The sequence below is a fragment of the Cryobacterium gelidum genome, from assembly GCF_004403985.1.
Taxonomy (GTDB): domain Bacteria; phylum Actinomycetota; class Actinomycetes; order Actinomycetales; family Microbacteriaceae; genus Cryobacterium; species Cryobacterium gelidum.
Window position 1 is genome coordinate 25,510 of record NZ_SOHL01000030.1, and the last position, 26,862, is coordinate 52,371.

Below are 26,862 nucleotides of genomic sequence, written 5' to 3' on the forward strand. Positions count from 1 at the left end.
ATCCCATGCCCCCTTTCATAACCATCCTCGCCGCCCTCGCCGTTGCCGGCGGGCTCGGAGCTCTCGTCGGCATCCTGGTCGGCGGTCGCGAGCCGCGCGAGGTCACCGCAGGCACCGGCGCACCCGCGGGTTCGGTCTTCACTGGCGGTTCGTTCATCACGGGCGTGCGCGACGCCGCCCCCAAGGGTTATCTCGGCATGCTCGATCATCGACTCGCACTCGCCGGGCGGCCACCAGCGTGGACCATCGACAAGATCCTCATTGCGAAGCTGATCCTGGCCGCTTGCGGTGCGCTCCTCGCGGTGTTGTGGATCAGCGGCGACCCGGTCCTGCTACGGTTCGGGCTCGGCGGCGCGCTCACGGTGCTGTGCTTCTTCGTGCCCGACCTGCTCATTCAAAGTCGGGGGCAAGAGCGGCAGGAGAAGATTCAGCTCGCCCTCGCCGACACCCTCGACCAGATGACGATTGCTGTGGAGGCGGGCCTCGGCTTCGAGGCGGCCATGGTCAAGGCAGCGACGAACGGCAAGGGGCCGCTCGCTGAGGAATTCGTTCGCACCCTGCAGGACATGAGCATTGGCCGCGCACGCAAGGACGCCTACCAATCACTGAGCGCGCGCACCTCGTCACCGGACCTGCGCCGGTTCACGCGCTCCGTCATCCAGGCCGATACCTATGGCATCGCAATCGCCGACGTGCTCCGGGTGCAAGCGGCGGAAATGCGACTGCGTCGCCGCCAGCGGGCCGAGGAGAAGGCGATGAAGATCCCGGTCAAGGTGCTGTTCCCGCTTATCTTCTGCATCCTGCCGGTGTTGTTCATCGTGCTGCTCACACCCGCCGTGCTCAGTATGGTCAAAGCCTTCTCGTAGGCGCCCGGCTCCATCTGCTTGCCGTTCGAATTGACGCGCCACCCGCGTGGGGCTACGCGGCGCCGTTCAGAAGCACGTAGATCAGAGCGGTGATGGTGCCGGTGACCATGCCGGGCGCGTCCGCAGTGGCTGTGGTACCGAACGCACTGACCGTCACGAGCCGCTCGCCCTGCTGCAGACCACTAATGAAGTCGAGCACATTCTGGTAGCCGCCCTCGACCGAGAGGGAGATGGGAATGGCGATGAGGTTGTCGGCGGGAGTCACAACCGGGGCAACCGGTACGGCAGCGTCGGCAGCCGCAGTAGCACCAGCGGCGGCATCCTCGGCAGGCACAGCCGCAGCGGCAGCACCCTCGGCAGGCGGCGCAGCCTCTGGCGCAGCTGTCGTCGCCAGCGCTGCTGCGTAGGACTGTGCGTCGCTGACCGTGATCGTCGTGAGCTTCACAGTGTTCTGGAGGGCAATCGAGTCGAGCTGGCCCACGAATTGGGGAATGTTCGCGCCCTGCGGAACGGACTCCCGAAGGTCGGCCAGGTCAACCTGGAGACCATCGATGCTCTCGAATTGTTGCTTGAGCGTGGCGAGCTGGAGCTCGTAGCTGGTGTTCTGCGCCTCCACGGCTACCCGCTCGGCCGCGGCATCACGCGATTCGCCGAGCTTCGGAGAGATACCGAGCGACCACCCCATGAGGGCGACAACGGACATCAGCAGCACGGCGCCGAGAACCCATAATCTATTCACGTTCACGACTATTTTCCTTCCGCGGCGACGGCGAAGCGGTTTGAACGCGCGCCTTCGTCGATGTGCACGGTGAGAGTCACCAGGTATGCCCCGGTCTCGTTCTGGGTTATCGAACCGGGCGTGCTGTCCGCGTAGCCGGGCAGTGTCTTGATCGCGTTCAGCCACTCGGGTACCGTGGGCAGGCTCGGGCTGGTCAGACCGATCACCAGGGTCGCGATTCGCGCCTCTTGCAGGGGCGCCTCGGGCTGACCGTACGCCACGAGCGGCGATTCCGAGTCGACCGCGAGCGAATCGATGGTCACGTCCGCTGGGATGACTGCGCGAACGCCCGCGAAGTAGCCTTGCCAGTCCACCTCGGTCGACGCACCGATCTGTCGAGCAGCGCCGACCGCATCCACTTCATCTTGCACCGTGCGAACCTCGACGAACTTTGTCTGTTCCAGAAGAAGTTCGGCCGTTCGCGCCTGGGTCACGGCAAGTTGTTCTCGGCTCACGCTGGCCTGCCAGCTGGCCGCGGCCACGCCGGCCCCGACCACTATGACCACGGCAACGACGGATGCGCCCAGGATCTTGCGCAGGGTCTTGGCCTTCTGCCGGGCCTTGACGACCGGCGGCAGGAGGTCGACTCGCGGTTCCCCGCCGATGACCAGGTCATCGACGCCGCTGTGCCGGCTCATGCCTTGCTTCCCAGGGCCAGGCCCAGTGCAACGAGATAGGTGCCCATGGTGCTCTTGAGGGCACTCGCGTCGACTCCCCGGCCGAGGGAGAGGGTTCCCACTGCATCCGGGACGAAGACCGGAATCCGTGTCATCTCGCCAAGCGCTTCGCCAAAGCCGTGCAATTGTGCGCCACCGCCGGTGAGTACGATGCGCGTGACGCTCACCTGGTTGCGCGTATTGATGAAGTAGTTGACGGTGTTTCGCAGGCTATTGAGCAGCTCAACGGTGACCTCGTGAATAATAATCGCCGCCGCCGGATTCTCTGACACGTTCCCCGTGGCGGCAAGGCCCAGCGATCTCTTCAGCGTCTCTGCCTCTGCCAGGTCAATGACGAGCCGGTCGGCGAGGGCCTGGGTGAGATCGCCGCCGCCGGTCGGAATGAAGCGCACGAACTGCGGCACACCTGCAACGCAGATAACGACGCTGGTGGTGCCCGCGCCGACGTCAATCTGCACTACGGCACCATCCGTTGTTTCTCCCCGGCGGGTGACTCGACTAAGAGCGAACGGAATGAGGTCGACATCAATGGGGGTCAGCCCCGCCAGTTCTACGGCCCGAACGTTGCCGAGCACGGCTTCTTTGACAGCGGCAATCAGGAGACCGTTGACCTGTGGCCCGGTGTCACCCGCGCTCTCAGAGAGCGGGTAGAAGTCGAGGAGCGCGTCGGCAACCGGAAGGGGAAGCAGGTCTTGCACCTGATAAGGCAATGCTTCACGGATGAGTTTCATCGAGGTCTTGGGAACGGTCAGCTCACGGGCGAGCACACGGTGGTTGCCCATGCCGAGTACCACCCGCTTGGTTTTGAAACCGCCGGCAGACCACAGCTGTTTGAGCGCGGCCGCGACGGTATTGGGTTCAAGCACCTCGCCGCGATTCACCGCACCCACCGGCAGTTCTACCTGGTGATAGCGCACGATCGTGGGTTTGTCCTGGCGCGAACTGCTCAACTCGACCGCGCGCACGGAACCCTTGCCGATATCGATCCCGACGACACTTGCAGTCATTGCGTTTTCCTTACTGATGTTGCCGTCATGTCAGTCCGTACAGCGCGAGATAGCCCGCGGCAATCTGCTCGCCGCCGAAGATTCCGAGCCACGCCCCCGCGAGCATCCATGGGCCGAAGGGGATGCTGCTCTTGCGGTTTGCTCGCCGCGTGATGACTAGTACCAGACTAAACACCCCACCGAGCAGGAACGCGGAGAACGCGCCGACGACCAACGGCCCCCAGCCCAGAAAACCCAGGAAGAGGCCGAGCACTCCGGCCAGCTTCACATCGCCAAGACCCATTCCGCCGGGGTACAGGAGCGCCAGAGTGAGATAGAGGGCGAACAGGGCGGCGCCGCCGATTACCGCGGGGACTAACCGGCCGGGCTCGCCGAGGAGCAGCGCGGCCGTCACCAACAGAGCCGCGCTCACCGGGTAGGCCGGCACGACGATCTTGTTGGGGAGCGTGTAGGTGTCGAGGTCGATCATGGCCAGTGCAACGCTCACCGCGGCCAGATAGAGGAACACCACCAGGGTGACGGCAATCCCAATGATCGCACCGGTCGAACTAATCGAGACCACGCCCAACATGCCGGTCGAGCCAAAGCCGCTGCTGGTGACCACCCACCAGGCGACAGCCCCGAAGAACACCGCGGTTCCGAGCTCCACGAGCGGATACCGGATCGAGATTCGCTCCCCGCAGTCGCGGCATTTGGCGCGCAACGCCAGCCAGGAGATCACCGGCACGTTGTCCCACGGGCGGATGCGTGCACCGCAGCTGGCGCACGCGCTGGGCGGCGACACGATGGATCGCCTGGCCGGCACCCGGTAGATCACGACGTTCAAAAACGACCCGATCAGCAAACCGATTGTGGCAGCGAGGATGACCGCAAAGCTAGCCAACCGGCACCATCTCCCGCCGACTCAAGAATTCACCGAGGGCCGCCCCCGAGATCCTGGGGACCGTTATTCCTTCGGTGAGGTCGACTCCGGCAATACCCACGGGAACGAATACGAGCTGCGCTTGCTGGCCGAACTCGACTTCTCCGGCGTAGATCTGCCCGCGAAACCCGTTCCGGTCGCTGTAGACCTTGCAGGGCGTATAGATCATGGCAGAAATATTACTGCCGAAATCCGCCTCGTTCGAGAGCGTGATACCGCCAGTGAGCAGGGGCGGAGGAACGCATGTCGGCGCGCGATTGGGCAGGTCATCGGGCACGATGAACGAGACTTGGCGGGCGGCCGCCGCCGAGAAATAGAGCCTGTCGAACTTGAATTCTTTGGCGACGAAGACAATATCAGCGCTCAGCGCCACGTTGTCCATGTTGTTGCTCGTGGTCACCGCAGTAAGCGGGCATTTGGAAAGAAAGTTAATGACGGTCTTCGAGGTGTAGTTCTTGATGTTTGCCCACTCAGTTGACGCCTTCGAGATGGCACACGATCCCGTCCAGTCAACAACGTTGTAACCTCGAGCGGTCCAGGTCAGCGGGTTGAAACCAACGTCAACCCAACCCGGCACGATGGGAGCGGGAACGGTCGGTCCCGATTGAATGCTGCCGGTGACGACGGAGTCAGTAACCGTCGCGATCCCGGATGCCTTGACGTCTCCGCCGATCTTGCTCTTGTTCACCACTGCATCCTTGGACACATGCACCGAGCCGGCAACGTCGCACATATCGAGTTTTGCACTACCGTCGCCGAGCACGAGATCGCCACCGATGCTCGCGTTATTGGTGCATTCCACGTCACCCGTTTTGATCATGACGGATGTGGCCACGCTATTGTCGCCCGACGACAGCACGAATTTCTTCAGGACCCCGTCGACTTTGTAGGCATAAACCGCGACACCCGCCATCGGCACCTGCACCACGATCTGGTCGTACGAATAAAGAACCTCGACGGTCGATTTGTCACCCGAGGTAGCCCCGGCGACGCCCGAATTAACCGCCGACCCGGTGGAGGTGATGCGCACCGACGTGGATGCGATGTCGGGGCAGCCATTCTTGTTATTGGGCTTGATCAGGATTTTGGATATCGGAACGCCGGCGACAGGAGCGAACACCAAAATACCGTTGTCTCCCGCCGTGCAACCCCCCGCGGTTCGCAATGCCGTGAGAGCAACGTCGATGCCAGCTTCGGCCGCGGCCAGTGATTGCACCGACGCGCGGGTTGAGCTCGTGACGCTGAGCGCGTTGATCGACGCGGCGGTGAGAGTCATGCCCACGATCGCGGTCACGGCCATGACGCCGAGAACGGCCATGAGGGCGCTGCCCCGCTCATCGCGATAAATGACGCATAGTCGTTTTATGGGAAGCATGTGGGCAGCCCTCCTATCGATGTGGTCGGCTGCCTGCTGACCGACGACGTACTGATGAGCACCGGCCGCCCTGCGCCGGTGCTCATGTCGAGCGCAAGGTCGACGCGCCGACCGGCCACGGTGAACACTGGAGCGGGGACCGCGGCAACAATAAGCGGTTGCGCGCCCTCAGCCAGGATCATCCACGATTTCACCGACGTCGAGGTCTGGATCATTGAGATCGCCCCGGTGGAGTACTTGGTGCGAACTTCCCCGTTGTCGTAGGACCATGCCTGGCAACGCCAGTTCGGAGTTTCCGCCGAACCGACCGTGCGCACCATAAGAATCTGTGGGACGACCCCGGGAGCGCTTTGCCAGATACCGCTGGCATTACGCACACCGAGGCTAACGGATGACGCCACCAGCTGACCGGCGCTACTGGCCTGGCTGGCCTCTCGCACGGAGCGCTCAACTCTGAGCGAGTTGATGAGGATCCCGCCGACAATCAGGAGAACAACAACGGAGAGTACCGAGTAGATGAGGAGCTCGACGAGCGTGAAGCCAGCTTCGGTGGATCGGCGTTCTGCGAGCGTGCTGATAAGTTTCTTCATGGCGCCCGCAGGTAGACGAGGGTCGCCGCGGTCACCGGCGGCTGCGCGGAGCCGACCATGGACACTGTGACCTTCACGCTAACCGTTTTCGGGTAGTCCGTGAGCAGCACAGAACAAGCCCCCACGGTTCGTGTCGGCCGATAGCGCACTCCGCGGGAATCGGTAACAGCGGGAGGCGTGACGCTGCCATAAACGCTCAATGCAACACAGGTATCGCCGGCCGATCGGGCCTGTTCGAGTTGTTGTCCGACGAGCTGTGTCGCGGTGGCGATCGTCGAATTACGAACGGTCGTCTGCATGGAAGCGATGAGGAGCGGTAGGAAGGCCACGGCGAGTAAACCCAGAAGAAACATCGAAATAACGATTTCAATTAGACCGAAGCCAGATTCTGATACTCTGACGCGGCGAACCGGCTTACGTATCCTCATGATTCACCTATTCAAGAGAGCAAATCTCAAAGCGATTTGATGGGGCGACATCAAAACTGGCACCCCACCCAGTCACGAACGAGCGTGGACTACGGTGCGATTACGGAGTCGCAACGTTGCCAGTGCATTTGCCCTTGATGACGCCACTCTTGTCATCCGCAGCCCACGAATCCGTCGTTGCAGTGAGGTCGCTGTGCTTTCCAAGGATGCAGAAAGCTGCCACAGTTCCGCTGATAGTGAGAGTCACTTTCGAATCGCCAGATGCGACCGCAGTCGGGAACGCATCCCCTTTCACTATCCCAGAGACAACATTCACTTTCGCAGTCGCGATAGCCGACTCGACAGCGCTTCCCTTTGCGGATGCTTGCTGGCCGAGGAAGATCGGAACAGCAATCGCAGCGAGGATGCCGATAATGATGACGACGACGAGGAGCTCGATCAGGGTGAAGCCCTTTTCTTTCTTGCCGAGTTCTGAACGCTTGCGGGCAAGCGCAGCCGTGATGGAGCTGGTCATGTGAAGTCCTCTTCGCTGTGTGGTGGCCGATAAAGGGCTCCTTATCGCCCCCACGATGAGCATATGGTGACTGATAGTGCTTTAAGCCACTATTTCTAGGAAATTATTGCAGCGCCGTACCCCCACTTTTGGGGAGACTACTTGATGTACTCGAAAATGCTAAACATCGGCATGTAAAGAGCCACGATCATGCCACCGACCACGACACCGATGAAGGCGATCATGAGCGGTTCGATCAGTGCGGTGAGCTGCTCGGCCGTGGCCTGCACCTCCTGATCGTAGAAGTCCGCGATCTTACCGAGCATCTGTTGCAGGGCACCGGCATCTTCCCCGACCGCGATCATCTGCGTCACCATTGCCGGAAAGACCGGCTCAAGGCTGAGCGGACCGGCAATCGACTTGCCCTCGCGCACCGACTCCTGCACCTTGCGCAGCGCCGACTCCACCACCCAGTTGCCTGAGGTCTCCCCCACGATCGCGAGCGACTGCAAAATGGGCACACCCGCGCCGATCATGGTGGAGAAGTTGCGGCTGAAGCGCGCAATAGCGAGCTTGGTCAAAAGCGGGCCAAACACGGGGAGCTTGAGCTTGAGCGGGTCAACGACCCTGCGCACCCGCTCGGTGTTCTTGTTCTTACGCCACCAGATCGTGAATGCGATTCCGCCTACGATGAGCACCGGCAGCAGCCACACCATGGCCTTCGACAGCACCACCAGCACCTGGGTGGGCAGCGGCAGCTCGCCGCCGAAACCGGCGAACATCTTCTCGAACACCGGCACGATGAAGGTGAGCATGCCGATCACGGCCAGCACGGCCATGATCAGCACGATGGTGGGGTAGGCCATGGCCGACTTGATGGTGTCGCGCAGCTTTCCCTCCGCTTCGAAGTTAGCGGCCACCGAGTTGAGCGAGCTCTCCAGGAATCCGCCGGTCTCGCCGGCCCTGACCAGGTTGATCATGATCGGCGGAAAGACGATGGAATGTTTCTCCAGCGCCTCCGACAGCGAAATGCCGGTCTCCACATCGTTGCGGATCGTCGTGAGAATCTTCGCCAGGTCTTTGTTCTCGGTCTGCGCGGCGAGAATGTTCAGGGTGCGCAGCAACGACAAGCCGGCCGAGGTCATCGTCGCCATCTGCCGGCTCATAATTGCGAGGTCTTTGAGTCCGATCCCCTTGCCCAGGCCGGGGATCTTGATCTCCATGCTCAGCCCGGTGCCCACCGCCACCTCAGTCACCGAGATCGGCGACAGCCCCATGGTGCGCACGCGCGTCGTGGCCACGCTCTGCGACGGGGCATCTACTCGCCCCTTCACAACCTTGCCCGCGGCGTTGCGTCCCTTATAGGCGTAGGCCAGGCTGATCGTCATTGGGTATCCCGCGGGGAGAAGGAGTCACCGAAGTCGATCCCGCCGGTGAGCATCGGATTAGCCGCAGGGTCGGACACATCGATCCGGCGAATGAGCTGCGCCAGCCCCTCGAGATCCTGCGCCTTCTCCTCCGCCGACTGTCGGGTGATTAGACCGTCATTGACGAGCTCGGCCAGGTGCTGGTCCAGGGTCTGCATCCCGAGCGCACGACCGGCCTGCATCGACGACGCGACCTGATACGTCTTACCTTCGCGAATCAGGTTCGACACGGCGGGGGTCGTCACCAGAATCTCGGTGGCCACGACCCGACCACCACCCACCTTCTTGACCAGGGCCTGACAGACGACGCCCCGCAGGGTCGCGGCCAGCTGCGTGCGCACCTGCCCCTGCTGATGCGGCGGGTAGACATCGATAATGCGGTCGATGGTCTGAGCCGCCGACTGCGTGTGCAGGGTCGCAAACACGAGGTGGCCGGTCTCGGCCGCGGTCAGCGCCACCGAGATCGTCTCCAGGTCGCGCAGCTCACCGATCAGGATGACGTCGGGGTCTTGACGCAGAACGTGCTTGAGCGCGGATGCGAAACTGTGCGTATCGTGCCCCACCTCACGCTGGTTGACGATCGACTTCTGATGCTGGTGCAGAAACTCGATCGGGTCTTCCACCGTGACGATGTGCTCCGCGCGCGTGCGATTCACCACGTCGATGAGGGCGGCCAGGGTCGTCGACTTGCCCGATCCGGTTGGTCCGGTCACCAGCACGAGGCCGCGCGACAGTTTCGCGAACTGGGACACCGAATCGGGAACCCCCAGTTCTTTCAATTGCTTGATTCCGCGCGGGATCAGTCGGAAAGCCGCGCCGATGGAATTGCGCTGATGGTAATAATTCACCCGAAAACGCGCGCCACCCGCCGTGTAGGCGAAATCCAGCTCGAGTTCTTCCTCGAACTGTGCGCGCTGTTTCGGCGAGAGGATGCTGTAGAGCGCCGAGGTAACCTTATCGCCCATCCAGCGGGTGGAGCCCTCGATGGGTTGAAGGCTCCCATCGACCCGGATGCTCGGGGGCGCGCCGACCGTGATGTGCAGGTCGGAGGCGTTGAGGTCGAGAACCCCGGATAGCGCGTTCAGCAGGTCGAGGTCGGAGACCTCGTCACCGCCAGATCGTCGATGTTCCCGGCGACCGCCCGCGCCGTCGGCCGGAGCCGGGTGAGCCTCCGGCTGCGCCACGAGGTCTGGCGCTTCATTGCCACCATGGGGGCGATCGTCCTCCGCCGGATTCCACCCCGCCGCAGAATCCCCCGCTGGCGAAAATGGTATGTCATAAATTGGCTGGCTCACGCAAAACTCCCCTTGTGCACTATGCGACAACTCGCAAAATTTCCTCGATCGAGGTCAAACCCATCTGGACCTTCATCCAGCCGTCCTCGCGCAGGGTGATCATTCCCTGCTCGCGCGCCGTGCGGCCGATTTCAGAACTGGAGGCACGGGCGACAGCCATCCGCTCGATTTCTTCGGTGACCGTCATTACCTCGTGCACCGCGATGCGGCCGCGGTAACCGGTCTTGGAACAGTGCGCACAGCCTACCGGCAGAAAAGTCTGCGGCAGCGGCTGCCCGGGGTCGAACGTGAAGCGCAACCGGGCGAGCTGTTCGGAGTCGTGTTCGGCCGGAGCCTTGCAGCGGTCGCAGAGGCGGCGGGCCAGACGTTGGGCAACCACACAGTCCAGCGCCGACCCGACCAGAAACGGCTCGATGTCCATCTCCGTCAGTCGGGTGATCGCGCTCGGCGCGTCGTTGGTGTGCAGGGTCGAGAGCACGAGGTGACCGGTAAGCGAGGCCTCGATGGCGATCTGCGCGGTCTCGTGGTCGCGGATTTCACCCAGCAGAACGACATCCGGGTCGCTGCGCAGGATGGAACGCAGGGCGCTCGCGAAGGTGAGCCCCGCCTTCGGATTCACCTGCACCTGGTTGATGCCGGCCATGCGGTACTCGACCGGGTCTTCGACCGTGATCACGTTGATCTCGGGGCGGGCGACCGCGCCGAGGGTGGTGTACAGGGTGGTCGACTTGCCCGAGCCGGTCGGACCCGTGATCAAAATCATGCCGTAGGGCTTGGAATAGGAGGTCTGGTAGGCCTCGAAGTTGTGCTCGAGCAGTGCCAGTGCGCGCACGTCCAGGGTCGTGTTCGAGTTGTCGAGAATACGCATGACGACTTTTTCGCCCCACACGGTGGGCAGGGTTGCAACGCGCAGGTCGATCTGGCGGCCCGCGTGACGCACCGTCATGCGGCCGTCCTGCGGTTTGCGCCGCTCGGCGATGTCGATGTCGCTCATGATCTTGAGCCGGGAGATCACGCCGTTCTGGATATTCTTGGGTGCGGTCTGCATCTCGTGCAGCACACCGTCGATGCGGTAGCGCACCCGCAGGCTGTGTTCGCCGGGTTCGATGTGAATGTCGGAAGCCAGGTCCTGAATGGCCTGACTCACGAGCAGGTTCACGAATCGCACGATCGGGGCCGAGTCATCGGTTGACTCGGGGCCGCCCATGGTGACGGCCTCGGGCGCGTTCTCTTCCTCGAGGGTGGTCGTGAGGTTGCTGAGCTCGTCATCGGCGCGATGATGGCGGGTGATCGCCGCGAGCAGGTCTCCGCGTTCGGCGACGACCGGGGCCACGCGCATGCGTGCCGCTTCGCCCACGTCATCGAGGGCGAAGACGTTGCCGGGGTCGACCATCGCCAGCACCAGGCGGCCGTCTTCGATGGCGATCGGCAGGATTTCGTGTCGACGGCAGACTGCGGCGGTCACCTTGGAAATGGCCAGCCGGTCGACAGGATAGTCGATGAGCTCCACGAAGGGCAGCCCGGCTTGCTCGGCCCGAGCCCTGGCGAATTGCAGCTCGGTGATCACCGCACTGTCTACGAGGGCGCGCACGGCCTTCTCATCGGCGGGGTCACCGACCGCGAGTGAGTCGAGATGCTCGATCGGGAGCAGGCCGTGCAAAATGAGAATCTCGGTCAGGCTTGGCACAACCATCCCCCGGGTCAATCTGCTGCGGAAACCTGCCAAAACACACACGGCGTGGCCGCTACACCTGTGAGCACTGGGGGCTTATCGATAGATCCTTAGGCTACCTCAACCAGCCAGCCCACACCCCCTTCCCACGGCCCCTTTCGGGGGTGTTATGCGCACCGTGAAAGGTATTGCACAATGGGCCTGCTGTCACCAGGTCGTGATGGCGAACGCGATGAAGGTTGCCGCCCCGAGCAACACCAGGAGGGTGCTCGTGACGATCGCGGTCAGGGTGAGGCGTCGACGGCGCCGAGATTTGGCCAGGGTACGCTGCCGGATGAGGGCGGCCGCCGCGGCGAGCGCGATGCGAGCCAGATCGGGCGTGTTGGCTGGTGCTGATGCTGATGCTGATGCTGATACTGATACTGATACTGATACTGATACTGATACTGATACTGATACTGATACTGATACTGATGCTGAGGCTGATGCTGAGGCTGAGGCTGATGCTGATGCCGGTGCTTCGGCGATGACCGGGGCCGGCCGCGCCGCATAGCGCACACTCGACCCGCTCCGCACCTGTGGCGGCTCGTAGCGGCGTTGCAGTGCGTCGACGACGGGAGTGGGTGCGGCTGACGCCGCCCTCCGACCGCTGAGGAGCGTGTCGTTGCTCGTGCTGTCCCGGGAAGAACGCACTGTGGAGTCATCGGTTGGATCTGCGTCGTCGCTGGGAGCTTCTGATGCCTCACCTGGGCCGCTCGCCGCGGACTTTCTTTCCACGACGAGGGTGTGTTCGTCGGTGGTGCGCTGCACGATTCGCGTCTGGTCGTCGTCGGGTTCAGCGGGTTGGTTGGACTCGCTACTTGGCGCCGGCACCGAAGCGCCATGGCGCGGCGCGCCTCGGCGAACAATGCGGGTTGCCTCGTCGAGGTCGTCGGCCGTCTCGGGCGCTGGCACCGAGGCCGGGCGTCGCGGGTCACCGGACGGCATGGCGGGCCACGCGTTGCACCGGTCGGGTGTCGTCGGTGCGGGTGTCTCCGATATGCGCATGATCGTCGCCATCGATCGGGACGCCGTGCCACGAGCTGACCCCGCCAGCGATGACATCGATGACGATCACCGACACGTTGTCTCGCCCGCCGTGTTCGAGCGCTCCGGCGAGCAGCATGTCAGCCGTCTGCTGAACGGTGCCGCCGAGGGTCAGTTTGGCCTTGATGCTCTCGTCGGAGAGTTCGCCGCTGAGTCCGTCGGAGCACACCAGCAGGCGTTCGCCCGTCACGACCGGGCGCAGCCAGTAGTCCGGGCTGCTGTTGTCGGCGCCCATGGCGCGGGTGATGACGTTCTTGCGCGCGAAGGTGGCGACATCCGCTTTGAGCAGGGACCCGGCGTCGATGAGTTCCTGGGCCAGGGAATGATCGACCGTGAGCTGCTGCAAGTTTCCGCCGTGCAAACGGTAGACCCGCGAGTCGCCCACGTTTACGATGAGCCAGTGCGGGGCATCCTCGTGGTCGATGAGCACGAGACCGGTCAGCGTGCTGCCGGCGCCGCGCCCGGTCGAATCCGACACGACGCGCACCGCGCGGTGGGCGCGCTCCACCGCGGCCACCACGTCGCCAGCCAGAACGCCGGTGCCGGCGACGCAGGTCTGAAATTCGGCGATCACGGCGGCGCTGGCGCGGTGGCCGGCTTCGAGCCCGCCCATTCCGTCGGCGACGAGGAACACCGGAGACGCCGCCAGCAGGGAGTCTTCGTTCTCGTTCCGCTTGCGGCCGACGTCGGTGCGCGCGCCGTACCGCAGCGACACTTCAGCGCTGGTTACTCGCTGGTCGGCAAGGTGGGTCATGGCTCAGGCCTCCAGGTAGATGCGCGCCGCGAGTTCCCCGAGCAGGAACCGGTCGGTCAGGGGCGCGGTCGCACCCGCATCGAGCTCGTTCTCGATGCCGCCGCCGTCGATGAGCACGATGCCGTTGGTCGAGTGCAGGTCGTGAATTTCCCAGGCTCCCTCGACGAAGTCGAGGCGGGCGTGGGTCTTCGAGACTGTCCTTCCGGGGTCGTGCAGCAGTACTAACTGCGCGTCGGCGTGTGCGCCGTCACGCACGGGGTTGCGCCCGAGGAGCACGACCGGTTTGGTGAGCGAGACCTTCAGGCCGTGTTCGGTTTCGAGGGTCCACGGCTTCATACGACGCACCACGATCATGGTCTGGTCGAGGTCATCGTCGTCGGCTTCGGCGCCCGAGTCGAGGGCGACGGAAGGGGCGGATGCGGCCTCATTGACGGATGCTGCGGCGTGCGCCGGAAAAGACGGAGCGGTCGCGCCTCCGGCAGCGGTAGGTGCCGCGGGCGGTGCCGCGACCGCGGAGGCATCCGTTGCCGCGGGCGGTGCGGACGACTCGGAGACGGCTGGTGGAACAGGCCGGGCGCTCACATAGAACGGCGGCGGCCCGGTGGGCAGACCACGCACGGCCGGCGGTGCGGGAGAAGCAGGAGGTACCAAAGGTGCGGTCTCCAGCACTGCGGGGGGCCGGGCCGGGGGCAGGGGCGGCTCGGCCAGCGGAGGCACTGCCAGCGGAGGCACTGCCAGCGGTGGCGGCGTCGGCGTCATGACGCTTTGGCCCGCCGGCGCGGATGCTGCCAACATCATTGACAGCGGCGTCACCGGGACAAACGGAACGTAACCGGTCGCGGCGGTCGCGGGCATCCAGCCGGTGTCTACGGACCTGCCGAATCCGAGCACGCCGGCCCAGAGGGGAAAGGACACCAGGCAGAGCAGGGTGAACCCGCCGCCGTGGCCCAGCCGTCGATTGACGTTGTTGACCGCCATGATGAAGACGACGAGGGCCACCAGATTTGCGGCCGGTATGAACAGGCCAAGCACCCACAGGGCCGAATACCGACCGAGCTCGAACAGGGTGATGCTGTTGACGATCGGAATCCAGCCCTTCCAGGCCTGCTCCCCGAGCTTCACAAAGACCTTGCCGAGGGCGATCGACGAGACGACGTAGACGCCGACACTGAACAGCAGGACCACCATGATGATCGCGATCATCGCTCCAGATGATTCATCCATTTATGATTCGCGGCCGCTGGTGGGCGACCGCTCCCCCATTCTGTTCGTGTCGCGCCGGTTCAGGCGCTCGGTGGTGACGTCGCGTCGAGATGCGCTGGGTCGAAAAGTGTAGAGTCGGCGGGCATCCGCTAGCCGAGAAAAGGAGCGCAGCGAGATGGCCGCGCGCAGCCGTTGGCGCCGGGTTCCGCTCGCCGCGAGCCCAGCGCGTTCGGCCGTGACGAGGGCCCAGAAGGCATCGCTCTCGGCGGCACGCGGCGGGGTCGCCCCAAAGACGGCCCGGTCGGCCAGGGTCGCCAGGTGCGCGCCACCGACCGATTGGTAGTGCGCGGCGATCTCGACCCGGGTCATGCTGCCCTGGTCGGCGAGGCCGCGGTCGACGGCGGCGTCGATGTATTCGTCCCAGCCGCCGGCGAACCGGGCCGAGACGGTGGCAGCACGGGCCCGGTCACGGCGACGCTTGAGTTTGGCACCGAGAATGACCAGGAACGGGGTGCTGATTGCGAGCAGCGTGGCCAGGCTGATGCCGGCAATCTTGAGGGCCGCGAACAGCCAGGCGAGGTCGGGGGCGGTGACCGGGTCCTGTTCCTGCTGGTCTTCGCCGCTGGTCGGATCAGCTTCGGGAGCACGCTGCTCGGTGGCGCCCTCCGCGATGACCTCGGTGTTGAATTGCGGGTCGCGGGTCGCGTCGTCCATGGGCGACAGTGGGTTCTGAAACTGCGGGGTCACGTCTACCGTGGCCCAGTTGCCGTCGGCGCTGGCCACTTCCACCCAGGCGGCGAGGTTCTGCCCCGAGCAGACGCCCTGCGGGCAGGCGCCGGGGGCGCCCGAAACTGCAGCGCCCGCCGCATCGAGGGTGAAGCCCACCACCACCCGGGATTCAAACCCGAGGTGGCGAGCGAGCAGGGCGGTGGCGACGGCGAATTGTTCGTCGTCGCCGATGGCGGCCACGAGCTGGGAATTCTCGGTGGCGGTCGTGCTGTTCTGCTTCTCGAGCAGGGCGGTGAACAGTGCGTCGATGCGGGCGACCGAGTGTCCAGACCGGCTGGGCGAGAACTGGTAGTCGCCGAGGTCGGCGGTCCAGGAGTCCACGGCCGGCACGGTCAGGGCGTGGCTGAGGTAGCCGCGCTCGCGCAGGCGGGTGACGAGTTCGGCCAGTCCGGCGCCATCGCGCGTGACGGCCTGGGCGTCGACCCAGTCGCTCAGGCTCTGCGGAATGAGCGTCTCGTCGATGGCGTCACCGGCCGGGCGGGTGACGCCGGCCAGGGCCGTCGCATCCGCTGGCTGCTGCGAGATGATCGTGTAGCGGTCACCGCGGGCGAGGGCGTTGAGTTGAATTGCGGATGCCGTACCCGCGTTGTAGAAGAATCCGTCGCTCAGGTCACCGGCCCGGTCACCGGCAAAGCGGATGCTGGCCAGCGCGCCGGCCCCCGGCATCCAGACGCCGGTGTACCCGGCAATGTTGAACCCGGTGGACACGCTGTTCGGTGTCGCCCCGCGCGCGTGGGGCACCCGGGCGAAGGCGGTGGCCTGGTCTCGTTCGCCCGCGGCGGGGTTCATAACCCGAAAGACCTCGCCGTCGTAGTAGCTGAGCACGGCCAGGCGCACACGCGACCCCGTGCCGTTCTCGACAGCCGCGCCGGTCACCGTGAATAGTTCCTTGTCGTACTGTTCGGCGCTGAAGTAGCCCCGGTACTGGCTGAGCGGGCTGACGTATTCGCGCAGTTCGACGGCCGGATCGATGCTGCTGCGCAGCACCTCACGGGCCGGCGTCGCGGCAGCCATCGAGAGCCCGCCGAGCGTGACGCCGACGGCGAGCACGAGAACGCCCCCGGCGAGGGCGGCCCGGCGCAGGCGACCGCCGAGACCGCCGGGCGTGCGCCGCACCCCGCTCGTGCGGGCGGCAAGGTCGAGCGCCTCGCTGCGGGCCAGGTGGGTGCGCCAGGCGAGAAAGCCGAAGGCGAGCAGCAACGCGGCGAGGCCGATCAGGCTTTCGCGCGGTGCCGGCACGCTGACACCGAACACGGTCAGCGGAATGCTCACGGCACTCGAACCGAAGAGCAGCCCGAACAGTTGCACCGCAAAGATCAGGGGAACGGCGAGGGCGAAGAGTCGCCCGCCGCGCCAGACCAGCGACAGGGCGAGCGTGCTGCCGCCGAGAAACAGCAGAAAGGCCGGCACGAGCAGGGTCTGGTAGGAGCCGACCGGCAGCTGGATGGTGACGAGTTCTTTCCAGCTGAACACCGTGGCCGTCACCAGATCGAGCAGACCGCCGAGAGCGTTCGGCACGCCCGTCGATCCGCTGAACAGTGCGGCAGGCACCGCGAGCGGAACGCCCAGCAGCAGGTACGTGCCGAGCACGCTCAGCAGCATGGTGAACCAGGACCAGCCGCGGCGGGCACCGAGCCAGGCCAGCACCAGACCGGCCGCAATCGCGCCGGCCGCCATGATCAGGTAGCTGGAGTCCTGATAGATCGGCCAGGCCGCGCCGACGGCGACGAGCATCATCGCCACGACGAACAGGGCGTTGATCGCTCGGGCACGGCGGCCGCCGGGTGCCCGGCGCGCACGAACCGTCGGCACGACGCCGGTTACGGGTCGGCCAGCGACGGGCGTTTCGAAGGCGCTCATGCGGCTCTGCGGCTGAGCAGGGAACGAAAGTCGTCGAGCACGCCGATGGTCAGCACGCTCGTGCCGGCCAGGTCGCGAAAGCTCGGCTGCTCGTTGGGGTTGCACAGCACGGCGACGACCTGCACGTTCCCGGCGAATTTCAGGGTGAGCGCCTGCAGACGCCGCGCGGTCATCGTGGAGCCGCACACCACGAACGCGATGGAAATATCGGGCACCACGCTCGATGCGAGCTCGCAGACGTCTTCGACGTTCATGGCGTGCGGGCTCACCGCGATCGCGGTGAGGTCGTCGAGCAGGGTACGCGTCGACACGACACTCAGGCTGCGCACCGAACGGATGCTGCGGCGCACGATGCCGGGGATCTCCGCGCTTGCCACGACGGCCAGGTCTCGACCGTCCCGGATGGCACGCACACCGAGCGAGCCGGTCGCGCTGACCGCCATTTCGAACTCGTCCTCCGAGGCATATTCCGCGGCGTTCAGGCTCAGCACGATGGCCAGGCGCGAGCGCCGGCTTTCTTCGAACTGCCGCACCATGAGCTGGCCGGTCTTCGCGGTGGACTTCCAGTGGATGTGGCGCTGCCCGTCGCCGGGCGCGTACTCGCGAATGGCGTGAAAGGAGATGTCGGAATCGACGATGTCGCTCGTGGGGTTGCCCTCGAGGTCGCGCACGAAACCGGCGCTCGTACTCGGAATCGACACGGTCACCGGGTGCACGAACAGGCGGTTGACGTCGGCCCAGGGCCGTGAGCGGCCGAGCACACCGAGCGGGTCGCTGCGCACGGTCGTGACCGGGCCGACATCGATGACGCCGCGGCGGTAGGCGGGCACGCGCACCCGCTCCTCGTGCACCTGGCCGGAGCGCAACAGCGGCACGTAGACATCCGCCAGACCCTTGCCGATGGGAACGTCGACGCGACCCGGCAGCTCGAGGCGCTTGGACACGTTGGTGACGGTGAGGGTGCCGAGCACCTCGGTACCGGCTACGACCCGGTCGGCCGGCAGCACGAAGTCCACGCGGTAGGCGCGGCCCCCGGCCAAAAACGGCAGCGAGAGCAGAACGAGGGCGACCGCCACACACCCGGTCACGATCAGCTCGGTCCAGCCGAAGACGAGGCCGAGCGGCAGCAAGACGATCGCGGCCGCGACCACCACCCAGCCGGCCGGAGTGACCGTTTCGCCGATCCATTCAACGGATGCCTGCACACCGTTTCGCACAGCGCGCGCGACCTTCATCCAGAGCACCACCGCGCCAACCAGGGTCGACGTCGTCGATTTGCTCGTGCGCCCCGAGTAGTTGGTGTGCGTCGCGGAGTACCGGGTGTGCGTGGCAGACCTGGTCTGGGTGTCGCGGCGCGCCGGCCTCGATGTGGGCGACTGGCGCGATTCGGTGTGAAAGCTCACGCCAGGTCGCTCCGACTGGGCGGGACGACGTCGAGCAGAATCTGACCGATGACGGCGCTCGCGGTGACACCGTCGAACTCGGCTTCGGGTTCGAGCGCCATCCGGTGCGCCAGCACCCGATCGGCGAGGGCCTTCACGTCGTCGGGAGTGACGAAGGCGCGGCCGTGCGCCACGGCCCAGGTCTTGGCGGCCTTGGTGAGGGCGCGCGCGCCACGCACGCTGACCCCCATGCGCACTTGGCGGGCCAGACGGGTGGCCTCCACCAGGCGGCCGATGTAGTCGTAGACGAGCGGATTCACGAACACACCGCGGGCGATGTCGCTCATGCTCACGAGCGCCTGCGGAGTGATGACGGGGGCGAGTTCGTGGCGCACGTCGGCGGTGCCCTCGAGGATGCGAATGGTCGCGGCGAGGTCGGGGTAGCCGAGCGAGGCCTTCATCATGAACCGGTCGAGCTGGGCCTCGGGCAGCCGGTAGGTACCGGCCTGCTCGATCGGGTTCTGGGTGGCGATGACGAGAAATGGCACCCCGGTGGAACGGGTGACGCCGTCGATGGTGACGTTGCCCTCTTCCATCGCTTCGAGCAGCGCCGACTGGGTTTTGGGGCTGGCCCGGTTGATCTCGTCGGCGAGCACGACGTTGGCGAAGATCGGTCCGCTGTGAAACTCGAACTCGCCGGTCTTCTGGTCGTAAACGGTGATGCCGGTCACGTCGCCGGGCAGCAGGTCGGGGGTGAACTGGATGCGGGTCGAGACGCCCTGCACGGTCTGCGACATGGCGCGGGCGAGCGAGGTCTTGCCGGTGCCCGGGTAGTCCTCGAGCAGCAGATGGCCTTCGCTGACCATTGCGGTGAAGGCGAGTTCGATCACGTGGCGCTTGCCGAGAACGACCTGCTCCACGTTGTCGACCATCATCGTGAAGGTCGCGGCGAACCAGTCTGACTGCTCCGGGGTGATTGTCATGTGTGTAGCTCTTTCATTGTCACGGAGACGGAGACGGTGTCGAAGACGGCGATGGTGTCGAAGACGGAGATGGAGACGCTGTCGGAGACGGTTGCGGAGACGGAGACGGCTTCGGGGACGGTTTCGGCAGGTTGGACGTGCAGTCGACGGGGGTCGGTGTGGTCGTGCCGGCTACTTCGTTTAGGCCTGAGGTTTCGGGCGCGTGCCAGGTGATGGTCCAGGCCACGTCTTTGACCTGCGTGGCCCCGGCGGGAGCCACCGCGCCCGGGTACTCGTTCCAGCGCGGCCCGTTTTCATCCGGCACGTTGTAGAAGGCGGAGGTGACCCGGGCCCTGGCCAGTCCGGCGGAGGTCGCGTCCACGGCGACTGCGAGGGTGCCGCCAGCGACGCATCCGTTGTTATTCAGGCTCGGCACCGCGTACTCCACCTGCCAGGCGCGGTTGGGGTCGGCTGCCGTGACCGTCGACCACGCGCTGCACAGGGTTGAATCGGCGCTCAGGCAGTACCGCACGCGGATGCCAGGGTCGGCGCCGAAAACGGTCGAGCCGGTGGTCTCGTCGAAGCGCTCGAAGTCGGTCTGGAAGCCGGTCGGCACCGGCGCCGACGACGTAGGCGCCTCGATCAGGTACTGGCCATTGGCCGGCGGCGCCACCAGGTAGGTGTACTCGCTGTCGCCCGGGGCTGCCGGCGCCTGCCACGTCGTGATCGATCCGGCGGTGGCCGACGTGACGCCGTAGCCGTTGGAATAGCAGAGCGTCACGAAGTATTTCTTATGCTGGGCGAGGTTGCCGATTGTGGGGTCGTCCGAGGTGGCCGCTCCAGCCGAGGTGAAGCCGGCCGGAGTGAGTCTGCAGATTGCGCCCTCGGTGAGCGAGGCGACGTACAGCACGTCTGCTGGCAGTGTGCTGGAATTCGCGTCAAACCGGGCGTCTCGCACGGTGATCGACCGGTTTTGCGAGCTCAGCGAACCGGCACTGGTAATCGCGGGCGATCCGGCAACGCGCACGGCCTGAGACGTCGTCTCCTCGGTCGGGCCGCTGCCAGCGGGCTGGTCGTCCCGGCTGAGGGGGGTCACGACCACGGTCTGGTTGCCGACACCGAGCGCGAGGGTGAGTTCGGTCGTTCCGGTACCGGGCGTCTGTACCCGTTGTTCCCTGCCGTTGACGCTGTAGCGGTTGGTTGATGGGTCGTTGTTCTCGATCGTCACGGAGACGGCACCGGTCGACGCGCTCGTGATGCCCTGCTGGAAGACCGGTTCGGTCGTGAGCTGGCCCATGCCGGGCGTGTCATACGACCAGGCCGTCACGTTGACGGCGGTGCGCGATTCACCGACGGCGTTCACGGCTTTCGCTTCGTAGCGGTCTTTCTGGCCATTCGCGGTCGTTCGGATCACGCCGCAGTCTCCCGACGTGTCGCAGCGGCCGACCGACGCACCGTTGCGGTACAGGTTGAAGCCGGCCAGGGCCGGGTAGGCGGCGTTGGCAGCGCCGGGACTGACCGAGAGGGTGATTGCTCGGTCATCGTAGGCGATCTGCGCCACCGCGTTCGGCGCTTTCGGGTAGCCCCGCAGGTCAACCGTCACCGACCCGTCGCGGCTTCCGGCGCTGAGCTTGCCCTGGGCGTCGCGCACCACAAAGCTCGCCTCGCATACCCCGCCGGCGGTGTCACCCGACCAGGTGGCCCGCACGTTACGCGAATTCTCGACCGCGAACGACACGCCGACGCAGGTACTGGGAGCACTGACGGCGACCAGCACGAGCGGGGTGCCACGGTAGAGGTTGACCTCGCCGGCCGTACCGACGACCGCGATCGAGCAGCCCGATCCCGACGATTGGGTGCAGGTCGTAGCCACGGTGCCGCCCTTGGGCAGTTCGCTCGGCGCCGGCCCCACCTTGAGGGAGAGTACCGCCGGAGACGCCGCACGATGGCTCGACAGGCTCACCGTGACGGCAGCCTCACGCCCGGTCACGGCGTTGTCGGCGACACCGATCGTGAGAATCGCGCCGTCCTGCGTCACGCTGAACTGGTCGGAGGAATAGTCGATGGCAAAGGTCAAGGCCGGCACGGCGCCCTTGCCCTGCCACTCGACCATGTGGCTGAGATCGTAGCGCAAGGCGTCGGCCCCTGGGCTCTCGGTCAGCGCCGCCGGGCGCAGCTCTGGTTGGGGGTCGAGCGGCTCGACCACGATCAAAATGACCAGCTGAGTGAAGTCCTCCTGCCCGTCGATGCGCACCGGCACCGTACAGGAGTCGGTCCACGGCGCATCGGATCCGGCCGCATAGGTGACCGTCGTGTCGGAGTTGTAGGTGCAGGTCGCGTTGCCGCGCTCCCCCGACGAGCGGACGCCCGTGCGCTGCAGTTCCAGCGTCGTTCCGGCCGGAATCGACACGAGGCTTTTCATGTCGAACGTGACGGAGGCGTCTTCCCGCACGCTCTGCGGGGCGCTGCCCTTTTTGAGCGAGAGGATGATCACATCCTTCGCCGGAATGCGCAGGAACCCGTAGGTGGTCACCTCGACACCTTGAAAATTCAGCCCGGTCAGGGCGAACGGGGCGAGCACTCCCTCGTCGGGGACCCTGCCGCTGATCTTCCAGCCTGATACTTCGAGGCCGGGGTGGCGGCCCCACAAGCTCAGGGTGAGGCCGGAGACGTCACCGGAGTTCCAGGACACCTTGTCGGTGACCACGTCGACGCCAGCGGGGAGCATGTCACGTTCGCCCGAGGCCAGCGTCGTGTCGAGCACGACCGGATAGTCGGGAACCCACGAGCGCACCACCTTGACCACGATGAGGCCCTGCCCGACGTCGTCGTTGGCGTTGGTCACCGAGTAGACGAAAGTGAGCAAGCCCGGCTCCGTGCCGGCCGTGAACACCACATGCTCGTCGGTGACGGAGTCGATGCGTTGCGCCAGCGCGTCGAACTCGGCGGTACCGGCCGCCGCGTCGGGGGCGACCGTGCTCAGGGTCAGGCTGCCGCCACCCGGCTCGATGTCGTTGGCTGCGGGAAAGACGACGACCTGGTTACTGGCTCCGACCTGCACCTCGACGTAGTCGCTGAAGGTGATCGGGCTCGGATTGGAGCGCTGGTCGAGCACTCCGATGCGCACGAGGGCGAGGGCGGTGGCGCCGACGCTGTCGCGCACCCGGTACTGGAATTCGATGGCGCCGTGATAGTCGAGCGGGCTCGAATACACGATGGCGTCGCCGGTGGCATTGATCGACGCCGTGCCGCGGGCCGGCTGGGTGAGCACCCCATCGAGCACGACGGTATCGCCGTCGGGGTCGACGCCGAAGCTGTCGAAGGGAATCTCGGTCGACTCCCCCGACAGCACCCGACCGAAGAGGGTGTGCGGCTGCGGCGCCGTGTTGTCGCCGTCGGCGAGCACCTCGACCGAGACCACGGCCGAGTCGATTAGTTCCGGCGCTCCCGCGGTGTAGACGCTGTAGGCGAGTTCGTAGCTGCCCGGTTCGCCGGGGGCGAGGTAACGCAGCTCGGCGCCGGCCGCGAAGGCAAGGCCGCGCTCGCTGCGATTCTGCACCGATTCGGCGTTGAGTATCACGATGTTGCCGTCTGGCGCCACATCGTTGATCAGTACCGGAATGTCGACCTGGGCGCCCACGCGCACCGACACGCGGTCGTTCATGGCGATCGGAGCCTGCGGAACGGACGGCCCCAGCAGGTACACGGTGGCCTCGCCGCGCACGGTGTACAGCGGGTTTTCGGTGCCGTCCGACACGGTGTACCGCACGGTGCCGAGCTTGCCGGGCCGTTCATCGGCGGTGGAGCCGCGCACGCGCAGAATGTTCTGCCCGACCACGTCGACGCTGAGCGAGGCGCCGAGGACGGTCTCGGGGATGGCTTCACCGAGCAGCAGCACCCGGCCGGCCGGGTTGGAGACGGCGGTGAAGACGTCAACACTGGTGTCGGCCTTTGGCCGCACGAAAACCGTCACCGGGGAGGTGGTGAGCGCCTGCGCATCCGCGCTCAGCACCGAAATGCGCACGAGCGACACGACCTCGCTCACCTCGTCGGCGATCGTGACGCTGACCGTGTAGTTGCCGACAACGGTCGAGGCAAAGTCGAAGGCGGTGCCGTTCGCGGAAATGCCCACGGTGGATCCGTCGGCGCTCGTCGGGATCGTGGCCGACGTGATGCGATACAAGCCGGCGGCGCCGGAAACGTATTCGGCCGGGTTCACCGTGAGGCGCTCGTTCACCGAGGCGAGCAGCGCAAATGGTACGGCCGTGAGCCGTGGGGTCGGTGTGACCGCAATCGTGAGCACCTTGTCGGCCCCGGCGCCGTGAATGTCTAAGACGCGCACCAGAATCGCGGTCGACTGCACGGCCTGCTCGGCCTGTTGGGGGTGCTGGTACACGAGCACGCCGGCCGGCGTCACGCTGACCGAACCGGTATCGGTGGTATTCCGAGCGGATGCGACGAAGATCGGATCGCCGTCGGGATCGACCCAGCCCGGCAGCACCGGAACGGTCACGGTTCCGCCCGGTCGCACCTCGGGGCTCGGCCAGTCTTGCAGGCAGCCGTCGGTGCCGCACCAGACCGGCGCAGAATTCACGTCGTCGCCGTGCACGGTGAGCGTGACCGTGGTCGACGCAGAATCGAGGCCGCCGGTGCGCGAACCGTCGGTAATGGCGTAGTTGAAGGTTGCCGAGCCGCGAGCACCGGGGGCGACCTGCACGGCGAGCGCCTGGTTCTGATCGGTGACGGTGACCGTGCCGAATGCGGGGTCGAGGCCGGTGACCGAGGCGGGTACGACGCTGAGCACGTCGTCGTTGGCGTCGTGGTCGTTGAGCAGGACCGGCAGCGGCACGAGCTGGTCGAGGCGCACGCCGAAGGCATCCGGCACGGCGATCGGAGCCTTGGGCTCGGCGGGCGAGGCGGCTTCTTCGACGTCATCCTGGCGCTGTGGTTCCGAGTCTTCGGCCAGGGTCCAGTCCTGGGAACCGGCGACGAGGGCTCCGTCGGGAACGGTCCACACCCATCCGCTCCGGGTGTCGTTGAGAATCATGAGCGATTCGTTGGCGCGAAACGCGGGGGTGGCGTCGCCGTTCGGTGTGACCGCCCCGTAGCTGAGCATCGATTCGCCGGCGCTCTCGCTGAACAGGGTGCCGCCGGTGCCGGTGGCGGGCAGCCAGGCCGCGTAGCGTTCTCCTCGAAAGGGCGCCGGAGCGGCGGGGGCGCCGAGCACCGTTTCAAAGTCGCCGACCAGTTCGGTGCGGGCACCGTCGGCGAGCGCAAAGGAGACGAGGCCGGTCTGGTCGGCGATGAGCACGTCGGTGGCGGTCGCGCTCGGGCGTTGCAGCACGGCCAGTTCACTCAGGTTTGTCGGGGTCGGTGCGTTTTGGCCGGCCAGCCACAGTGCGTCGCCGGCCGCGCCGAGCAGCGCCCAGGTCTCGCCGACCACGCTCAGCTGACTTTCGGGTTCGGCCGGACCGTCGATGACGGCGTCACGCCGCAGAATCTTGTCGCCGGCGATATCGAAGCTCAGCACGCTCTCGGCCTCGCTTGAGTAGCTGTAGAGCACACCGTCCGGGGTGATCGCGATCGCGTCGGACCGATAGGCGTGCGGGGTGTCGCCCTCGGCTACCGCGTCGTCGGGGTTCACCGGGCGGGGCGCCTCGGTCGCGCCCACCGCACCGGCGAAGACCGTTCCCGCGCTCGTGAGGTAGCCGACCCACGAGCTCGACGACACGATGGTTCGGGTACCGGCCGGCGTGCTGTCGTAGTCGGCCGCGTTGTCACCGAGGTCGATCGGCGCGGCGAGGCTCACGTCGACGACCTTTTCGTTGTTCTGCGCGTAGAGCAGCACGGTGGAATCGGTCTGCACCAGTTCGCTCGGTGCCGGCACGGACTTCACGGTGTCGAGTTCGCCCAGGTCGGTGTTGATGCGGGCGTACCGGTTGCCGTCGCCGCTCTGCAAGGCCCAGATCGAACTCGCGTTGACCGGCGTCTGTTTCACGTCGAAACCATCGACGACGATGGCCACGGTGGCCAGCAGCGCGCCGATCGCGGCCACCGCGGCGATGCGAATGACCTTGAGGCGCGCTTTCGACAGCGCGGGGAGGAGGCGACGAGCCCGTTTGCGGGCCATCAGATCAGCCCGGCTATCAGCAGCGCGCCCACCGTGGCGCCGCCGCCGATGACGACCGCACCGGCCAGGAGCAGAGTCAGCACAAGCGGGGAGAACTGCCTACGCCCGGCGTCGCCCCCGTCGGGCAGGGTGCCTTCGCGGGTATGCGAGGCGGGGCGGCGAATGCTGCGCTGGGGGCCCGGGCGCAGCGTGGGAATGCTGACATCGGAGATGACGGTGCCACGGGACTCGAGGTTGTCAAAGTCGATGGGGGAACCAGCGGATGCCCAGGCTTCGTCCGCCACCTCGAGCGCGGTGAGGGGCAGTCCGAGGTCCCGCTCCACGCGCTGCAGGTCGTAGGCGCATTCGAGCAGGCTCACCTGGCGGGCGGCCGGGTCGCGGCTCATCATGCGGGCGAGGGCGCTCTCTAGGGAGGCGGGAACATCCGCCCGCCCGATGCTGGTGTATTTGGCTCGGCCGATGCGCTGCTGCAGCGCGCGCGATCCGTTCGAGCCTGCTGGCAACTCAAACGGGGCGCGGTCGGCCAACAGCGAGTACAGGGTGGCACCGAACGACCAGACCTCGGTCGCGACCGTGCCGGTGGTGCGTTCGTCGACGACCTCGGGGGCGCTCCACGGCAGCGACATGGCGAACAGTTCGCCCTGGGCGTTACCGGCGAGCGACGCTGCGATGCCGAAGTCGCCCAGTACCGGGCCGCCGAAGGTGGTGGTCAAAATGTTCGACGGCTTGATGTCGCGGTGCAGCACCTGCGAGCGGTGGGCTGTCTCGAGGGCGCCGGCAATTCGTACGGCAACATTGAGCACTGTTGCCACGGGCAGCGGTTCCGCACGCCCGCGAGACGAGTAGGAGCCGGGACAGTATTCCATCACGAGGTACGGGCGACCATCGGCCGAGATGCTCGCGTCGTAGACGGTGAGAATCGACGGATGCGAGCTGAGTCGCGCCATGACGTCTGCTTCGGCGTTGAACGAGCGCAGCACGTTGTCGTCGACGATGTCCTGCAGCAGGACCTTGACGGCCACGGAACGCCGGGGCATGTTCTGTTCGAACAGAAAAACGTCGGCGAACCCGCCGGTGCCGAGGGGGCGTACGTAGGTGTAGCCCGACAATACGGGCGGAGAAGAAGGGAGTCGCCTGCCCATCGCTGCCCCCGACCTGCATTGGTT

Annotated in this window: 20 protein-coding genes; 1 reads left to right on the forward strand and 19 read right to left on the reverse strand. The window is 65.8% G+C overall.

Annotated elements, in window-relative coordinates:
- The first annotated feature begins 5 nt into the window (after positions 1-5).
- Entirely contained in the window at positions 6-866 is an 861-nt protein-coding gene (locus E3T50_RS15370; protein ID WP_134553206.1) for a type II secretion system F family protein, read from the forward strand.
- A 52-nt stretch (positions 867-918) separates the two neighbouring features.
- On the opposite strand, the gene pilO is transcribed toward E3T50_RS15370, so the two are convergent.
- From pilO to E3T50_RS15465, 19 genes are all read right to left on the reverse strand, one after another.
- Positions 919-1,611, reverse strand: coding sequence for a type 4a pilus biogenesis protein PilO (pilO, locus tag E3T50_RS15375; RefSeq protein WP_134553208.1), 693 nt, complete (start codon positions 1,609-1,611; stop codon positions 919-921).
- A 2-nt stretch (positions 1,612-1,613) separates the two neighbouring features.
- Complete coding sequence (locus tag E3T50_RS15380) at positions 1,614-2,282, reverse strand: hypothetical protein (protein WP_134463302.1); 669 nt, start codon at positions 2,280-2,282, stop codon at positions 1,614-1,616.
- On the reverse strand, positions 2,279-3,328 hold the full coding sequence (gene pilM / locus E3T50_RS15385) for a type IV pilus assembly protein PilM (protein ID WP_134553210.1): 1,050 nt from the start codon (positions 3,326-3,328) through the stop codon (positions 2,279-2,281). The genes E3T50_RS15380 and pilM overlap by 4 nt, the downstream gene beginning before the upstream one ends.
- 25 nt (positions 3,329-3,353) lie before the next feature.
- On the reverse strand, positions 3,354-4,211 hold the full coding sequence (locus E3T50_RS15390) for a prepilin peptidase (RefSeq protein ID WP_134553212.1): 858 nt from the start codon (positions 4,209-4,211) through the stop codon (positions 3,354-3,356).
- Positions 4,204-5,625 carry a pilus assembly PilX N-terminal domain-containing protein gene (locus E3T50_RS15395; protein ID WP_134553214.1) on the reverse strand — a complete coding sequence of 474 codons (1,422 nt, stop codon included), beginning with the start codon at positions 5,623-5,625 and terminating at the stop codon, positions 4,204-4,206. The genes E3T50_RS15390 and E3T50_RS15395 overlap by 8 nt, the downstream gene beginning before the upstream one ends.
- Entirely contained in the window at positions 5,613-6,215 is a 603-nt protein-coding gene (locus E3T50_RS15400) for a prepilin-type N-terminal cleavage/methylation domain-containing protein (RefSeq protein WP_134553216.1), read from the reverse strand. Before E3T50_RS15400 ends, E3T50_RS15395 begins: the two co-directional genes overlap by 13 nt.
- Positions 6,212-6,568 (reverse strand): hypothetical protein, encoded by a 357-nt coding sequence (locus E3T50_RS15405; RefSeq protein ID WP_134553218.1) that lies wholly within the window; start codon positions 6,566-6,568, stop codon positions 6,212-6,214. Before E3T50_RS15405 ends, E3T50_RS15400 begins: the two co-directional genes overlap by 4 nt.
- A 175-nt stretch (positions 6,569-6,743) precedes the next feature.
- A complete protein-coding gene (locus E3T50_RS16465) occupies positions 6,744-7,157 on the reverse strand; it encodes a type II secretion system protein (protein ID WP_198418004.1) in 414 nt (137 codons plus the stop codon).
- Between the two features lie 137 nt (positions 7,158-7,294).
- The gene (locus tag E3T50_RS15415) at positions 7,295-8,524 is read right to left on the reverse strand and encodes a type II secretion system F family protein (RefSeq protein ID WP_134553220.1); all 1,230 of its coding nucleotides are present in this window, start codon (positions 8,522-8,524) and stop codon (positions 7,295-7,297) included.
- Complete coding sequence (locus tag E3T50_RS15420; RefSeq protein ID WP_277612670.1) at positions 8,521-9,858, reverse strand: type IV pilus twitching motility protein PilT; 1,338 nt, start codon at positions 9,856-9,858, stop codon at positions 8,521-8,523. The genes E3T50_RS15415 and E3T50_RS15420 overlap by 4 nt, the downstream gene beginning before the upstream one ends.
- 19 nt (positions 9,859-9,877) lie before the next feature.
- Positions 9,878-11,545, reverse strand: coding sequence for a GspE/PulE family protein (locus tag E3T50_RS15425; RefSeq protein ID WP_134553222.1), 1,668 nt, complete (start codon positions 11,543-11,545; stop codon positions 9,878-9,880).
- A 192-nt stretch (positions 11,546-11,737) separates the two neighbouring features.
- Positions 11,738-12,517, reverse strand: coding sequence for a hypothetical protein (locus tag E3T50_RS15430; RefSeq protein WP_166784330.1), 780 nt, complete (start codon positions 12,515-12,517; stop codon positions 11,738-11,740).
- Positions 12,504-13,370 carry a PP2C family protein-serine/threonine phosphatase gene (locus tag E3T50_RS15435; protein WP_134553226.1) on the reverse strand — a complete coding sequence of 289 codons (867 nt, stop codon included), beginning with the start codon at positions 13,368-13,370 and terminating at the stop codon, positions 12,504-12,506. The genes E3T50_RS15430 and E3T50_RS15435 overlap by 14 nt, the downstream gene beginning before the upstream one ends.
- A gap of 3 nt (positions 13,371-13,373) precedes the next feature.
- Complete coding sequence (locus E3T50_RS15440; RefSeq protein WP_134553228.1) at positions 13,374-14,594, reverse strand: DUF5684 domain-containing protein; 1,221 nt, start codon at positions 14,592-14,594, stop codon at positions 13,374-13,376.
- Positions 14,595-17,222 (reverse strand): transglutaminase domain-containing protein, encoded by a 2,628-nt coding sequence (locus E3T50_RS15445; RefSeq protein ID WP_134553230.1) that lies wholly within the window; start codon positions 17,220-17,222, stop codon positions 14,595-14,597.
- Entirely contained in the window at positions 17,219-18,625 is a 1,407-nt protein-coding gene (locus E3T50_RS15450; protein ID WP_134553232.1) for a DUF58 domain-containing protein, read from the reverse strand. The genes E3T50_RS15445 and E3T50_RS15450 overlap by 4 nt, the downstream gene beginning before the upstream one ends.
- A complete protein-coding gene (locus tag E3T50_RS15455) occupies positions 18,622-19,587 on the reverse strand; it encodes an AAA family ATPase (RefSeq protein WP_134553234.1) in 966 nt (321 codons plus the stop codon). Before E3T50_RS15455 ends, E3T50_RS15450 begins: the two co-directional genes overlap by 4 nt.
- A 19-nt stretch (positions 19,588-19,606) precedes the next feature.
- Positions 19,607-25,696, reverse strand: coding sequence for an Ig-like domain-containing protein (locus tag E3T50_RS15460; protein WP_134553236.1), 6,090 nt, complete (start codon positions 25,694-25,696; stop codon positions 19,607-19,609).
- Complete coding sequence (locus tag E3T50_RS15465; RefSeq protein WP_134553238.1) at positions 25,696-26,838, reverse strand: serine/threonine-protein kinase; 1,143 nt, start codon at positions 26,836-26,838, stop codon at positions 25,696-25,698. Before E3T50_RS15465 ends, E3T50_RS15460 begins: the two co-directional genes overlap by 1 nt.
- Positions 26,839-26,862: the final 24 nt, after the last annotated feature.